10 protein-coding genes are annotated in these 14,417 nt (G+C 71.8%); 6 read left to right on the forward strand and 4 right to left on the reverse strand.

Annotated features, from left to right (window positions below; genetic code table 11):
• The first annotated feature begins 90 nt into the window (after positions 1-90).
• The 3 genes from OWR29_RS01440 to OWR29_RS01450 all read left to right on the forward strand — a co-directional run bounded on the left by OWR29_RS01440 (position 91) and on the right by OWR29_RS01450 (position 6,468).
• On the forward strand, positions 91-2,562 hold the full coding sequence (locus tag OWR29_RS01440) for a DUF4118 domain-containing protein (RefSeq protein WP_267560407.1): 2,472 nt from the start codon (positions 91-93) through the stop codon (positions 2,560-2,562).
• Positions 2,563-2,769: 207 nt separating this feature from the next.
• Positions 2,770-4,200, forward strand: coding sequence for an LPXTG cell wall anchor domain-containing protein (locus tag OWR29_RS01445; protein ID WP_267560408.1), 1,431 nt, complete (start codon positions 2,770-2,772; stop codon positions 4,198-4,200).
• 87 nt (positions 4,201-4,287) lie between these two features.
• A complete protein-coding gene (locus OWR29_RS01450; RefSeq protein ID WP_267560409.1) occupies positions 4,288-6,468 on the forward strand; it encodes a LuxR C-terminal-related transcriptional regulator in 2,181 nt (726 codons plus the stop codon).
• Between the two features lie 7 nt (positions 6,469-6,475).
• On the opposite strand, the gene OWR29_RS01455 is transcribed toward OWR29_RS01450, so the two are convergent.
• The 3 genes from OWR29_RS01455 to OWR29_RS01465 are packed head-to-tail and all read right to left on the reverse strand — an operon-like array spanning position 6,476 to position 8,553.
• Positions 6,476-6,820, reverse strand: coding sequence for a hypothetical protein (locus OWR29_RS01455; protein ID WP_267560410.1), 345 nt, complete (start codon positions 6,818-6,820; stop codon positions 6,476-6,478).
• Between the two features lie 6 nt (positions 6,821-6,826).
• Entirely contained in the window at positions 6,827-7,636 is an 810-nt protein-coding gene (locus OWR29_RS01460) for a metal ABC transporter permease (RefSeq protein ID WP_267560412.1), read from the reverse strand.
• A complete protein-coding gene (locus tag OWR29_RS01465; protein ID WP_267560413.1) occupies positions 7,633-8,553 on the reverse strand; it encodes a metal ABC transporter substrate-binding protein in 921 nt (306 codons plus the stop codon). Before OWR29_RS01465 ends, OWR29_RS01460 begins: the two co-directional genes overlap by 4 nt.
• Positions 8,554-8,709: 156 nt before the next feature.
• Between OWR29_RS01465 and OWR29_RS01470 the strand changes: the two genes are divergently transcribed.
• The 3 genes from OWR29_RS01470 (at position 8,710) to OWR29_RS01480 (ending at position 13,078) form a co-directional block, all read left to right on the forward strand.
• Entirely contained in the window at positions 8,710-9,921 is a 1,212-nt protein-coding gene (locus tag OWR29_RS01470) for a cupin domain-containing protein (protein ID WP_267560414.1), read from the forward strand.
• 13 nt (positions 9,922-9,934) lie between these two features.
• The gene (locus OWR29_RS01475) at positions 9,935-11,968 is read left to right on the forward strand and encodes a serine/threonine protein kinase (protein WP_267560415.1); all 2,034 of its coding nucleotides are present in this window, start codon (positions 9,935-9,937) and stop codon (positions 11,966-11,968) included.
• A gap of 126 nt (positions 11,969-12,094) precedes the next feature.
• Positions 12,095-13,078 carry a carboxypeptidase-like regulatory domain-containing protein gene (locus OWR29_RS01480; protein ID WP_267560416.1) on the forward strand — a complete coding sequence of 328 codons (984 nt, stop codon included), beginning with the start codon at positions 12,095-12,097 and terminating at the stop codon, positions 13,076-13,078.
• A 236-nt stretch (positions 13,079-13,314) separates the two neighbouring features.
• Here the strand turns inward: OWR29_RS01480 and OWR29_RS01485 are convergent, their stop codons facing one another.
• On the reverse strand, positions 13,315-14,388 hold the full coding sequence (locus OWR29_RS01485) for a hypothetical protein (protein ID WP_267560417.1): 1,074 nt from the start codon (positions 14,386-14,388) through the stop codon (positions 13,315-13,317).
• Between the last annotated feature and the right edge of the window lie 29 nt (positions 14,389-14,417).

Raw genomic sequence — 14,417 nt, forward strand, 5'->3', positions numbered from 1 at the left:
ACCAACCGTCAAGCTGGACCCGGGGCGGAACGGCCTTCACCTTGGTCATGGGCGGTCGGCAACAGGTTGATGGGATCGAGAGCGGAACAGATGGCACGCGGTGAATTGCGGATCTTCCTGGGCGCTGCGCCCGGCGTCGGCAAGACCTACACGATGTTGGAGGAGGCGCATCGGCGGGCTGCGCGGGGCACCGACGTGGTGGTCGGGCTGGTCGAGACGCACGGCCGTCAGCACACCCGGGCCATGATCGGGGATCTGGAAGTGGTGCCGCGCCGCACCGTCGAGTATCGGGGCGCCGAGTTCACCGAGATGGACCTCGGCGCGATGCTGGCCCGTAAGCCCGAGCTGGCCGTCGTGGACGAGCTCGCGCACACCAACGTGCCCGGGTCGAAGCATGCCAAACGGTGGCAGGACGTCGACGAGCTGCTGAACGCGGGCATCGACGTGCTGACCACGGTCAACATTCAGCACCTGGAATCGCTGAACGACGTGGTCGCTCACATCACGGGTGCGGAGCAGCGCGAGACCGTGCCGGATGCGGTGGTGCGGGCGGCCGAGCAGGTCGAGCTGGTCGACATGACGCCGGAGGCGCTGCGCCGGCGGATGGCCCACGGCAACATCTATCAACCGGAGAAGATCGACGCTGCGCTGGGCAATTACTTCCGTACGGGAAATCTGACCGCACTGCGTGAGCTGGCCCTGCTGTGGCTGGCCGACAAGGTCGAGGAACAGCTCGACAAGTACCGCGCCGACAACGACATCAGCGCCACGTGGGAAACCCGGGAACGGATTGTCGTGGCGCTCACCGGCGGCCGCGAGGGCGACACCCTGATTCGCCGGGCCGCCCGGATCGCCGCGCGCGACAAGGGCGCCGACCTGATGGCCGTGCACGTCACCCGCAACGACGGGCTGGCCGGGGCGGATCCGGCTGTGCTGGCCCGGCAGCGGGTTCTGGTCGAGAGTCTGGGCGGCACCTATCACCAGGTGGTGGGGGCGGACGTGCCGCGGGCGCTGCTCGACTTCGCGGGTGGGGTGAACGCCACGCAGATCGTGCTGGGCGCGTCCAGCCGGGGGAAGTTCGCTCAGTTGTTCTCGGCCGGCGTCGGGGTCACCACGACCGCGATGTCCGGCTCGATCGACGTGCATCTGGTGCCGCACGAGCGGGCCGCGCAGGGGCGCCGGCGTCGGCGGTTGCCGGCCGCGCTGTCTCGCCGGCGCCGGGTGGCCGGGCTGCTCACCGCGGTGCTCGGGCTGCCCGCGTTGACCGCGGCGCTCGACCTCGGTCCGTCGACGTCGCTCACCAACGACATCCTGCTGTTCCTGGCCGCCGTTGTCGGTGTCGCGCTGATCGGCGGTTTGTGGCCGGCGCTGCTGGCCGCGGTGGCCAGTTCGTTGCTGCTCAACTGGTTCTTCACGCCGCCGTTCGGCAAATTCACCATCGCCCGCAGCGAGAACCTGCTGGCTCTGGCCATCTTCGTGGTGGTGGCGCTGGCGGTGAGCTGGGTCGTCGACACCGCGGCCCGCAAGACGCGGCAGGCCGCGGCCGCCTCCGCCGACGCGCAGACGCTGGCCACCGTCGCGGGCAGCGTCCTGCGCGGGGAGCGGCCGTTGATGGCACTGCTCGAGCGGCTGCGCGAGACGTTCACCCTCGACTCGGTGACTCTGCTCGACCGTGGCGTTGTCGCGGCCCAGGTGGGGGAGTCGACGAAGACTCCCGACGTCGAGGTGAAGGTCGACGACAACGTGACCATGCTGCTGCGCGGCCACCCGCTCGAAGCCTCCGACCGCCGCATCGTGGAAGCGTTCGCCGCGCAGGCAACGCTTGCCTTACGCCAGGAACAGCTTGCCGCTGAAGCGGCCACGGCCAAACCTCTGGCCGAGGCCGACCGCATGCGGACGGCCCTGCTCGCCGCGGTCAGCCACGATTTGCGTACGCCGTTGGCCTCCGCCAAGGCGGCGGTCGAAAGCCTGCGCAGCGACGAGGTCCACTTCGACGAGCACGACCGGCGCGAACTGCTCGCCACGGCCGACGAATCCCTCGACCGGCTCGTCCGGCTGGTCACCAACCTGCTGGACATGAGCCGGCTGCAGGCGGGCGCGCTCGGCGTGAACGCCGTCGACCTCGGCGCCGAGGACGCCGTACCCCGGGCATTGGACGAACTCGGACCGGAGGGACGCAAGGTCGCCGTGCACATCCCCGACGACCTGCCCCCGCTGCACGCCGACCCCGGACTGCTCGACCAGATCCTGATCAACCTGGTCGCCAACGCGTTGCGCTACAGCCCGGCCGGCCGACCGCCGGCCATCACGGCCAGCACCCTCGGTTCCACCCTGCAGCTGCGCGTCATCGACCACGGCCCCGGCATCCCCGAGGACCGCTGGGACGACGTGTTCCTGCCCTTCCAGCGCCTCGGCGACCGCGACAACCACACCGGCGTCGGGCTCGGTCTGGCCCTCTCCCGAGGCCTCACCGAGGCCATGGGCGGCACCCTCGTCCCCGAACACACTCCGGGCGGCGGACTGACCATGATTCTGACCCTGCCCACCGGGGCAGCGGGTTGATCGACTTTCTCCTATGATGCGTCAGCTCCACCGGTGGAGCCCTTCACGGGAGGCCCCTCTTCAATGTCCCGCTTCTTTGGCCGGCGCATGGCTTTCGGCGCCCTGGCTGGTGCCGCCGCGGCGGCCTTTGCATTCGCTGCGCCCGCCTCTGCGGCGGCGCCCACCGCAGCGGCGCCCGCCTCCGCGGCCGCGCCCAGCGTTGACGTCGTGCTGCCGGATGTCGCTGTCGCGGCCGGCGCCGGCACCCAGGTCGCGCCGATCCTGTTCGCCGAGAAGGACACGGTCCTCTACAACACGGCGATGACCTTCGAGCTCTCCGGCGACCTGGACGGCGTCGCCTTCAAGGCCGACGAGTTCGGCGACTGCCAGGCCGACGGCGCGACGAAGCTGACCTGCTCGCTGCCGTTCGAGTTCGACCTCGGGCCGGACGGGGTGATCGGCTACTTCGAGGCCGAGCTGACCGCGGCCAAGACCGCGCTGGGCAAGACCGGCAAGATCACCACGACGTTCACCGCCGACGGCATCGCGAAGGTCACCACCACGGCCGGCGTGACCGTGGCCGAGGGCGTCGACCTCGCCGCGGGCAAGGGCAGCAAGATCAGCGTCAAGGCCGGCGCCGGCTTCGACGCCAAGCTGCAGGTGACCAACACCAGCGACAAGGTGCTGCACGGCGCGGCGATCATCTTCAACACCGACTACGCCTTCTCGTCGGCCCGGGAGTTCTCGAACTGCCGGTACAGCGACGGCCAGGTCAACACCTGCCTGTTCGAGCAGGACCTGCAGCCGGGCGCGACCTACCGGACCAGCCTGCCCTACCGGCTGCGGCCGGACACGGCGGCGCCGGGTGGCGCGTACGGGGAAATGCAGTGGTTGACCGGCGACGACTACCAGGACCTGCTCGAGTACATGGACAAGGCCGGCTACGAGGGCCCCGGCCGCGCGGGTAAGGGCGGCAAGCTCGGTCTGACCGCGCAGGCCTCGGCCCGGGAGGTTCAGCAGACCGACCCCGACCTGGACAACAACTGGCAGAACGTCGAGATCAAGGTGCTCGGCCGGCAGGGCACCGACTTCGCCGCGGTGGGCGCGACCGCCAAGGGCGCGAAGGGCGACACCGTCACCCTGCCGGTCGGCACCCGCAACAACGGCCCGGCCACCCGGGACGCCAGCCGCATCGGATCGGCCGCCGCCACCGTCATCGTCACCATCCCGGCCCAGGCGAAGGTCGTCAGCGTTCCCGACGGCTGCACCAAGGCCGAGGACGACAGCGTCAAAACCAACCCCAAGGCCCTTCAGTACGTCTGCTTCAGCTCGCCGCTGTTCAAGGCCAAGACGACTGTGCTGTGGAAATTCGGCGTCCAGTTGACCGCCGACGTCACGAACGCCAAGGGGCTGGTCGAGGTCAACCCGCCGTGCCAGTGCGAGCGGTTCGCGAAGGACACCAACAAGAAGAACGACACCGCGGCGATCGTCATCAACCCGGTCGCCGGTGCGGGCAGCGGCGGTCAGGGCGGCGGCGGCAGCCTGCCGATCACCGGCTCGCAGACCGCGCTGTTCGGCGGGGCCGGCGCGGTGCTGGTGGCCGCCGGTGTGCTCGGCTTCTTCGTGGCGCGGCGCCGCCGTACCCGGTTCGAGGCCTGACCCGTACGGGCGGTGGCCGGCACGCGTAACGAAGGTCACCGCCCGCATACACCCCGCATCGCACGGTCATGCGATGCGGGGTTCGTCGTGTCCGGCGCAGAGTCGTACGGGTCCGCGTTGGCGACCGGTACGGAGTGCGAGGAGACCGCCTTGGCCACCCCCACGTTGCCCGGCCTGGAGGCAGAGGCCGGTCTCTTGAAGGACCTCATCGACGGCCTGGAGCACCGGGGCTTCGCGCTGCTGCTCCACGGTGAACCCGGGATCGGCAAGTCCACCCTGCTCGAGGTGGCGGCGGCGCAGGCCGTACGCCGCCGGATGCCCGTCCTGTCGGCCGCCGGTGAGGCCGCCGAGAAAGATATGCCGTACGCGGCCCTGCACCGGCTGCTGCGTCCGCTCCGGTCGCGCGCCGCCTCCGGGCCGGCCGCCCTCCAGGTGCTGTCGGAGGCGGCTCAGGCCGGGCCGATGCTCGTGGTCGTCGACGACGGGCACCTGCTGGACGAGGCGTCGGTGGACGCGCTGGCCTTCGTCGCGCGGCAGCTGAAAGACCCCATCGGACTTCTGGTCGCCGGGCGGCCGGGCCCGGCCGGATCGGGACGGCTGGAGCGGGCCGGCTTCCGGCACCGCCGGGTCCGCGCCCTGTCCGAGGCCTCGCTGACCGCCACCGCGCACATCGCCTACCGCCGCGGGATGCTGGCCGCCGCCGTGAGCGGCCTGGAACAGGCGGCGGAGCTCAGCGACGACCCGGAACTGAAGGGCCGCCGCCTGCTCGACGCGGCCGAGTTGGCGGGTCAACTCGGCGACCCCGAGCGGGTGCTGCGGCTCGCGGGCGCGGCCGCCGGTTGCGCGTTACGCCCGGTCGACCGGCATCGGCTGAGATGGGTCGGGCTGGATCACCGGCGAGCGCCCGTTCCGGCCGGCGTCGCCCGGGAAGCCGCCCGCTGGGCCCGCCGCACGCTGGAGCAGGGGGAGTACCTGCTGGGGTTCCACCTGCTGCGACAGGCCGCCGAGCGCGGAACCTGGATCGAACCGGCCGAGGACCTGCGCGATCTGATCCGGGCCGCCGCCGAGCCGCTGCCGGACAGCGAGCGCGTCGCCTTCGAGGCGCTGGCCGACCCGGTCACGGGAGCGCTCGCGGGGTTGCCGCCCGACCGGCCGGACGCGGAGAGCAGCGGCGACCGGTCGGCCGTGCTCGGCGCTGCGGCGGCCCGGGCGGGGCAGTTCGCGCCGGCCGTGCCGCTGCTGAACGAGGCCGCCTACCTGTTCCGAGCGCAACGACGGCAGGGGCGGCTGGTGGCCGTCCTGATCGAACAGGCGTGGGCGCACATCCACCTCGGGCAGTACACGGCGGCTGACGAGAACGCCGTCGAGGGTGTCCGGCTGGCCGGGCAGACCGGCCAGCCCTTGTGGGCGTGGGCGGGGCAGTTGGTTGTCGCCGCGGTGCGCGGAATCCGGGGCGAGACCGACGCCGCCCTGGCTGTCGCGGCCGAGGTCGAGCTGGAGGCGTCGGCTCACCACGTCGGCCGGTTGCTGGCCCGGGTCCAGGCCGTCCGCGGGCTGACCCTGCTGGCCGCGGGCCGCCACGAGCCGGCCCTGGACGCTTTGCTCCGCCTGTTCGATCGGCACGACACCGCGTACGACGCCCTGCTGGGGTCCTGGATGGTCGGGGATCTGGCCGAGGCGGCCATTCAGCTGGGCCGCGCCGCCGAGGCGCATTCGCTGCTGCCGGTGGCCGCCGATCGGGCCGAGCGCACCGGCAGCGACCGGGCCGGGGCGGCCGTTCGTCACGCCCGGGCGCTGCTGGCGACGGACGAGGACGCCGAGCAGCATTTCCAGCGCGCGCTGGCCGACGACCGGTCGGCCGAGCCCTTTCTGCGGGCGCGGCTGCAATTGGCGTACGGCGAACGGCTGCGCCGCCGGCGCCGGGTGGCCGCCTCCCGGCTTCCGCTCAACGCGGCCCTCACCGGCTTCGAGGCGCTGCGCCTGCCCGCCTGGACGGAACGGGCCCGCCGCGAGGCCCGGGTGGCCGGCCTCCGCGTCGGCCCGCCCCCGGCCGCCGCCCCCGTCGTGCTCACCCCGGCCGACCTGGAGATCGCCCGGCTGGCGTCGCGCGGCCTGTCCAACCGGCAGATCGGCCAGAAGCTGTACCTGTCGCACCGGACCGTCGCCGCCCACCTCTACCGCATCTTCCCCAAATTGGGCATCACCTCGCGCGCCCAGCTGCACGCCGCCCTGGCCGACCTGGACGTCGCCGAGGCCGCGGCCGGCTGACGGATCGTCAGCCACGGTGCAGATCCGTCCGGCGTACCAGCACCACCGCGGCGATCACCGCGAAGATGGCGATCGGCCCGGCGGCGGCGGGTGCGGCCGGTACGACGGCCAGGCCCGTCACCGCGCCGGCGATCAGGGCCGGGATCGAGCCGATCCGTTTCCACAGCGGGTCGCTGTCGACCAGCCCCGCCAGCTGCCGGATGCGTCGTGCCCCGGCGGCCTGCACCGCGATCGCGCCGGCCGCCAGCGTCAGGACGAACAGCCCGGCCCCGGAGGCGGCGATCGCGCCAGCCGCGAACGCGAGGGTGTACGCCGTGGCCGTCGCGAGATGGGCGGGCGAAATCAGGGTCATGACAAGTCACCGGACCAGGACGAGGGCGCGGCGCCGGCGCACCCGGACGAGACGGCGCACGAGGACGAGACCGAAGACCACGCCCTGGACGACCACCACGAGCCCGCCCGAAGCGGCGTCCAGCCAGTAGCTGAGATAGATGCCGACGACGGCGCACACGGTCGACATGACCGGCGCGATCACGAGCATCCGGCCGAAGCGGTCGGTCAGCAGGTAAGCGGTCGACCCGGGGATGATGAGCATCGCCACGACCAGGATCACGCCGACCACCTGCAGCGCCACCACGGCGGTGAGCGCGAGCAGCCCGAGCAGCAACGCCCCCAGCCGGCGGGGGTTGAGCCCGATGGCCTGGGCGATGCCGCGGGCCACGAACGCCCGCTTGGCCTGACCGCCCGACAGCCGCCCGATCTGGCGATCGGCGTACTCGGAAAGCTCGACGCGCTCGAGGGCGCGGGCGACGGCCGTACGGTCCTCGGCCCGGGCGCGGCGGGTGAGGCCCATGCGCCCGTAGCGTCCCATCATCGCCACGTCGCGCACCGAGACCGGGAACGCCCGGTCGACGTCCTCGCTCTGCGGCACGTACCCCACCAGCCCCCGCCGGCGCGCCGCGGCGGGCGAGATGCCGTCCACGACAACGGATCCGCGGTCCGGGCGGGTCAGGCCCATGACCGTCTTGAACAGCGTCGACTTGCCGGATCCGTTCATCCCGATCAGCCCGGTGACGCGGCCCGGCCGCACCCGTAGCGACACGTCGTCCAGGGCCCGCACCTCGCCGTAGTGGACCGTCAGCCCGGCGACCTCGACGGCGGGGGTCACGACGCCCGCCCGGTGAGCGCGGCGGCGATCGTGCCGGCGTCGTACCGGATCAGCTGCAGATAAGTGGGCACCGGCCCGCCCGCTTCGGACAACGAGTCCACGTACAGCGTGCCGCCGAACGCGGTTCCCCCGGCGCCGGCGACCTGCCGCATCGGCTTGTCCGACACGGTCGACTCGCAGAACACGGCCGGTACGTCGTTCGTCCGCACGAATTCAATGGCCGACGTGATCTGCTGCGGAGTCGCCTGCTGCTCGGCGTTGACCGGCCAGATGTACTTCTCGGTCAGCCCGGCGTCGCGGGCGAGGTACGAGAAGGCGCCCTCGCACGTGACCAGTGCCCGCTGGCGCTGCGGCAGCACCGACAGATCTCGTACGAGCCCGTCCGAGATTCTTTGAAGTTCTTTCTTGTACGCGTCCCCGTTGGCGCCGAAGTCGGCCGCATGCCCGGGATCCAGCCGGCCGAACGCCGCGACCGTGTTGTCCACATAGGTCCGTACGTTCGCCGGGCTCATCCAGGCGTGGGGGTTCGGCCGGCCCGCGTAGGCATCCCCGGCGATGCCGATCGTCGCGACCCCGTCCGACACCACGGCGTGCGGCACGTCGAGCCCGTCCACGAACTGCTGGAACCACGCCTCGAGACCGAGACCGTTGTCCAGGATCAGATCGGCGTCGGCGGCCCGCCGGAGGTCGCGCGGAGTCGGCTCGTAGCCGTGGATCTCGGCGCCCGGCTTCGTGATCGACTCGACGGTCAGGTGGTCGCCGGCGACGTTGCGGGCGATGTCGGCCAGCACGGTGAAGGTGGTCAGGACGACCGGCTTTCCGGCCCGGCCGGCCGTCTCGAACGAGGCGCAGCCGGGCAGCGCGCCGGCCACGAGGACCAGCGCCAGAACCGCTGTGCGAGAGCGATGGAGAGTCACGCGATCAGCGTCCACGAGCGTGAAGCGCGCCCGGTAGCGTCAGGTGACTCGATCGGCCGGGCGGCGTCGCGGGCGTAGTCATCTGCCTCTAGCCGGTGCTCTCCGCCCAGTGCTGCGCTGGAAACCGCTCACCGTTTCCACGATCGAGGAGAAGTCATGGACTCCGCTGACATCCGGGCGCCGCACCACGAGATGCCCACCTTCGGCCACCCGGATCTGCCGCCGGAGGGGATGGCGACCGCCGACGGCGACCCGGCGAGCACCCGCATGACCGGGCCGCGCAACCAGGTGCTGGAAAGCCAGTTCCCGAACGCGCTCACCGCGCCGGCCACCGACATCAGCACGCAGCCGTTCTTCTGGTCGTCGTTCAACATCTCGCCGCGCCGGCAGCAGCGCGGCGGCTGGGCCCGCGAGGTGACCCAGCAGGACTTCGCCATCTCGGACGAGATCGCCGGCGTCAACATGTACCTGGAGCCGGGCGGCATCCGCGAGCTGCACTGGCACCAGACCGCCGAATGGGCCTACATGAGCCGCGGGCGTTGCCGCATCACCACCCTCAGCCGGGAGGGCCTGCCCAGCGTCGAGGACGTCGAGAGCGGCGACCTGTGGTTCTTCCCGGCCGGGCTGCCGCACTCGCTGCAGGGCATGGGCCCCGACGGCGCCGAGTTCGTGCTCGCCTTCGACGACGGCGAGCAGTCCGAGAGCAACACCCTGCTGCTCACCGACTGGTTCGCCCACACGCCGCCCGAGGTGCTGGCCAAGAACTTCGGCGTCGCCCAGGAGGCCTTCAAGGACATTCCGCTGCACAACCTGTGGATCTTCCCCGGCGACGAGCCCGGCGAGCTCGAGGCCGACCAGTCCGCGGCCGGGGTGGAGTGGGGCGCGACCAGCCCGGTCATCTTCCGGCTGTCCCGCTCCGAGGCCCGCTACGAGAACAGCGGCGGCAGCATCCGGATCGCCGACAGCAGGAACTACCCGCTCACGACGGTGGCCGCGGCGCTCACGATCGTGCAGCCGGGCTCGATGCGCGAGCTGCACTGGCACCCCAACGCCGACGAATGGCAGTACTACCTGCAGGGCTCGGGCCGCATGACCGTGTTCAACACCGGCCCGCACGCCAACACGACCGACTTCAAGGCGGGCGACGTCGGCCTGGTGCGCCGCAACCTGGGCCACTACGTCGAGAACACCGGCGACGAGCCGCTGATCTACCTCGAGACGTTCCGCAGCGAGCGCTACGAGGAGGTCTCGCTGGCCAACTGGCTCAGCCACCTGCCGCCGGCGCTGGTCTCGCAGCACCTCAACATCCCGGCCGACGTGCTCGCGACGTTCCCGCGCGGGGCCCAGGGGATCGTGCCTCTTCGATAGCTATTGTGGGCCGATGCGAAGCCCGCTGCGCCCCGGCGACCCACAGTCGCTCGGCGGTTACCAACTGCTGGCTCGGCTCGGCGAAGGCGGCATGGGGACGGTCTTCCTGGGGCGCCGGGACGACGGCTCGGCGGTCGCCATCAAGATGATCAAGCCCGAGTACGCGTGGGACGAGGAGTTCCGCGGCCGGTTCCGGAGCGAGGTCAGGCGGGCCCGCCAGGTGCCGCCGTTCTGCACGGCCGCGGTGCTCGACGCCGACCCCGACCACCCGACGCCGTACCTGGTGGTCGAGTACGTCGACGGGCCGAGCCTGGAGGAAGTGGTCACGCACGAGGGCCCCCTGGCCGACAGCCGCCTGCACGGCGTGGCGGTCGGGGTGGCCACCGCGCTGACCGCCATCCACGGGGCCGGCGTGATCCACCGCGACCTCAAGCCCCAGAACGTGTTGTTCGCGCTGGGCACGCCCAAGGTGATCGACTTCGGGATCGCGCGGGCGATCGAGGTGACCAGCCGGCACACGGCGCCGGACCACATGGTCGGCACGGTCGCGTACATGGCGCCGGAACGGTTCGACGACGCGCACCGGGACATCACACCGGCGGCCGACGTCTTCGCTTGGGGCGCAGTTATCGCGTACGCGGGAACCGGGCGCACACCGTTCCGGGCCGACTCTCCGGTGGCCACCGCCGCCCGCATCCTGACCCAGCCGCCGGACCTGACCGGGCTGAGCGGGCCGCTGGCCGAACTGGTGGCGGTCGCCCTGGCCAAGGATCCGGACGACCGGCCGACCGCGCCCGAACTGCTCAACCTGCTGCTGGCCCAGAACACCGGCGCGAGCGGGATCGGCCGTCCGCTGCGCGAGGCGGCGGAGGCGGCTCAGCTCTCGGGGCGGCACGTGTCGGGCGGTGGCCGGCGGCCGGTTGCCCCCGTGCGTCGCCGTACGCGGACGCTTGTCGCTGCCACCGCGGCGGCGGCGCTGGTGCTGGGCGGGGCCGGGCTGTACGGCCGCTACTCACGGGACGCTCCGGTCGAGTCGGCCCCACCGGCCCAGGCGGTCATGCCGGTGCCCGGTTCGGTCCGCGGTCCGTGGGTGGTCGACGCGCTCGTGCGGCCCGGCCAATGGCGGGCGTCCACCGACGCGTACGGCGCCAGTTGCTCTTTCCGGGACGGCCTGGCCATGACCACGCCCAGCTTCGCGACGACCTGCCCCGGTCCGGCCCAGACCTTCGCCGGCGACCAGTCGATCGCGGCCCGGGTCGCGGTCGGCGACGCCCGCTCCTGCGCGGAGATCCAGTTCCGGTCGGCCGGCGAGGCCTCCTACTGGCTCGACCTGTGCCCGCGAACCGTGCGGCTGCGGCACGAGGGCGCCCTGCGCAACACCACGATCGGCGCCGCCGAGCAAGCCCTCTTCACGCCCGGCCAGAACCGCGACGTCCTGTTGAGCCTGCGCGACGAGGTGGCCACGGTGGCCGTCGACGGCCAGGTGGTGCTCGAGAAGAAGCTGACCGATCCGAGCCTGCTCGCGGGCAAGGTGGCCTTCGGTGTGGGCCCGGCCGACGAGGCCAAGGACCAGGACGTACGGGCGTCCGCGCACATCAGCCGGGCCGAGATCCGCCCGATCGGCGACCAGCCGTCCGCCCCGACGACGCTGGCCTTCACCGACGTGCGCACGGGCAGCACGAAGTCGATCGTCAAGGTCCACGGCTACTACCCGAAGGCGAAATCCGTGGTGGTGGAGCCGGTGCTCTTCATGACCGGCGACGAGTACTGCCAGACGTTCAACCTCAAGGCGTCGCCCGAGAACCCGTGCGAGCAGGCCTGGCTGACCGAGGACAGCCGCATGACGGTCACCCTGCCGACCTCGGCCAACCCCACATTGACCAGTACGTTCGACGACCCCGGGCGCTGCGCCGAGGACCCGGTGACGGTCGGCACCTGCGCCATCACACCCACCCAGCTCTCCGAACGGCTCGGCAACAACGGCCTCGTCGAGGCCACCATCACCAACGGCACCATCACCGCGATGGCCGACGTGTACGTCCCATAACGGCGCATCCGTCCCATGTGGATGATCTCTGCTCCTTACTTCGTGCCAACCGCCGGTTGCTCTCGGTAGGAGCGGGCCGGGAATCAATAGCGTCTCCCTCACCTCACAAGGGATGGGAGAACCCAAGTGCAGTTCAATCAAGTTCGTCGCCGGTCGGTGCTGGCGGCTGCCGTGGCCGGGATCGTGGCTGCCTCGTCCGCGGCCGGGCCCGCGTTCGCGGGGCCTGCGTCGGCCGCCGACGCGACCGGCAGCATCGCCGGCGTCGTCCGGGACACGCGCGGTGCGGTCGTGCCGGACGCGGTGATCGGGGTCTTCGCCGACCCGTCCAGCGACGCCGTGCAAGAGTTGCAGGCCGACAGCCGCGGCCGGTTCACGGTTTCCGGCCTGGAAGCGGGCGCCTACAAGGTGCGCGTCGGGCTGGGTGGTTGGTCGGAGTGGGCGCCGGGCCGGATCAGCAACCCGGACCAGGCGCGGACCTACCAGGTGCGGGCCAACCGGACCACCAACGCCAGCAGCGTCGTGACCGCGGCGGGCGTCATCGCCGGCCGGTTCTTCGGCCCCGACGGCAAGCCGGCCGCGGGCGCGTCCGTCAACATCACCAACGTCGACAACGCCTCGCAGCACGGCGGCGTCACCGCGGCCGACGGCACGTTCCGGATCCGGGTGCGGCCCGACCAGACGTTCATCGTCAACTACGCGGTCGGCCCGCTCGGCCAGTACGTGCCCCACACGTTCGACCCGGCCCAGGCCAAGCGCTTCTTCGTGCGGTCGGGCCAGACCGTCCGCGTGACCGACCGGGCGGCCGCCCTGGCCGGCATCTCCGGCCGCCTGACCGACGCCGCGGGGGCGCCGGCCCGGGGCGTGTACGTCAGCTTCATCAACGTCGACACGATCAACCAGTCCGACACCAACACCGACGCCGACGGCCGCTTCGACTTCAGCGGGCTGCTGGAGCCGGGCCGCTACAAGGTTCGCTTCAGCGACGGTGACAACCGGCAGTACGCGCACCAGAAGCTCGACTACGACTCGGCCGACATCATCACGGTGGCGTCGGGCGAGACCGCCGAGGTGAACGACCAGCTCCTGTGGGTCGTCGCCCCGCAGCAGTAGTCGCGCACCGAAACAACGAGCCGCCCCGGACGCCAACCGTCCGGGGCGGCTCGCCGTGTGGTGGCTCGCCGTGTGGCGGTTCTCCGTGTGGCGGTTCTCCGTGTGGCGGCGCTCCACGCGGCGGTTCTCCACGCGGTGGCTCGCGAGCCGCGACGGCCGTACATGTTGATTGGATGCATGTACATGTTGATTGTGTGTATCAACATGTACGAGTCGTCAACATGAGGCCGGTGGGCTCAGCCCGGTGACGGCGCGCCGCTCCGGACGTCGGCGGGCAGCGGGCGCTTGTCGGGCAGCAGGCCCTGAAGCGCCTTGTGGAGAACCAGTCCGACCGGGACGGCCAGGATGACGAGCAGGATGTCCTCGTCGGCGGTGTTGATCGGTGGGTTGCCGGCGAATGCGGTGAACGGCTTGCCGGTCTGCCAGACGATGCTGAGCAGGGTGAGCGGCAGCAGCACGAGCGGCACCATGACGGCAGTGATGGCCGCGGCAGCCGCGTGGTCCCGCAGGCGTTGCCGGGTGTGCGGCCGGCTGAGCGCGACGACGATGACCACCAGCACCACGAGGTACGCGAACGTCGCGAAGGCCCGGCCCGTGGTCGGCTGCGGGGATGCGAACCGGATAAGCCAGGGCACCGCCGCGACGAGCAGAGCCGGGGCCAACATTCGCTGGCGGAACGATCCAGCCGCGTGCACGGCCGTGGCCACCGCGACCAGGGCGAGCAGGAAAGCGACCGTGGCCGCGCCCGAGGTGAGCTCCGGCTCCGTGTCGGTCGGCGACTCGACGCCTGCCACCAAACCAGACGCAACGGCGGCAACGACCGCCACCGCCCGCAGCACACCCGGCCGCCATCCGCCCGCCCCGGCTTTCGCGGTCGCGTTAGCACTCGGGTTGATGTTCGCGGTCGCGCTGGCACTCGGGCCGGCATCTGTGGTCGGGCCGAGGTTCGCGATGGGGCCGGTGCTGGCGACCGTGCAGTAGAACAGGACCGCGGTGATGGCCAGGGTGGTGGCGTGGGGGAGGTGGTCGTAGCGGTCCAGGGCGACGTCGGTGGTCAGCCAGAGGGCGCCGGCGACGGTCATGGCTCGTAGGGCCTGGCGGGTGCCGCCGGCCTGGGCGATTGCCGCCAGGACGAGGGCCAGCAGCGCGCCCCAGCGCAGCTCGCGGAGCCAGTAGGTGTTGTTCTCGGCGTAGCCGTCCGGGCCGGGCTCGCTCAGGGGCTGCAGCTCGATGACTCCGTAGACCCACGCCGCGGCCGACACGACTGCCAGCGTCAGCAGGGCGAGGCGGCTCGGCGTCACTCTGACCATGGCGGCACGCTACACGGGCCGAGCCACCA

This window comes from Paractinoplanes pyxinae (assembly GCF_026626335.1).
GTDB lineage: Bacteria > Actinomycetota > Actinomycetes > Mycobacteriales > Micromonosporaceae > Actinoplanes > Actinoplanes pyxinae.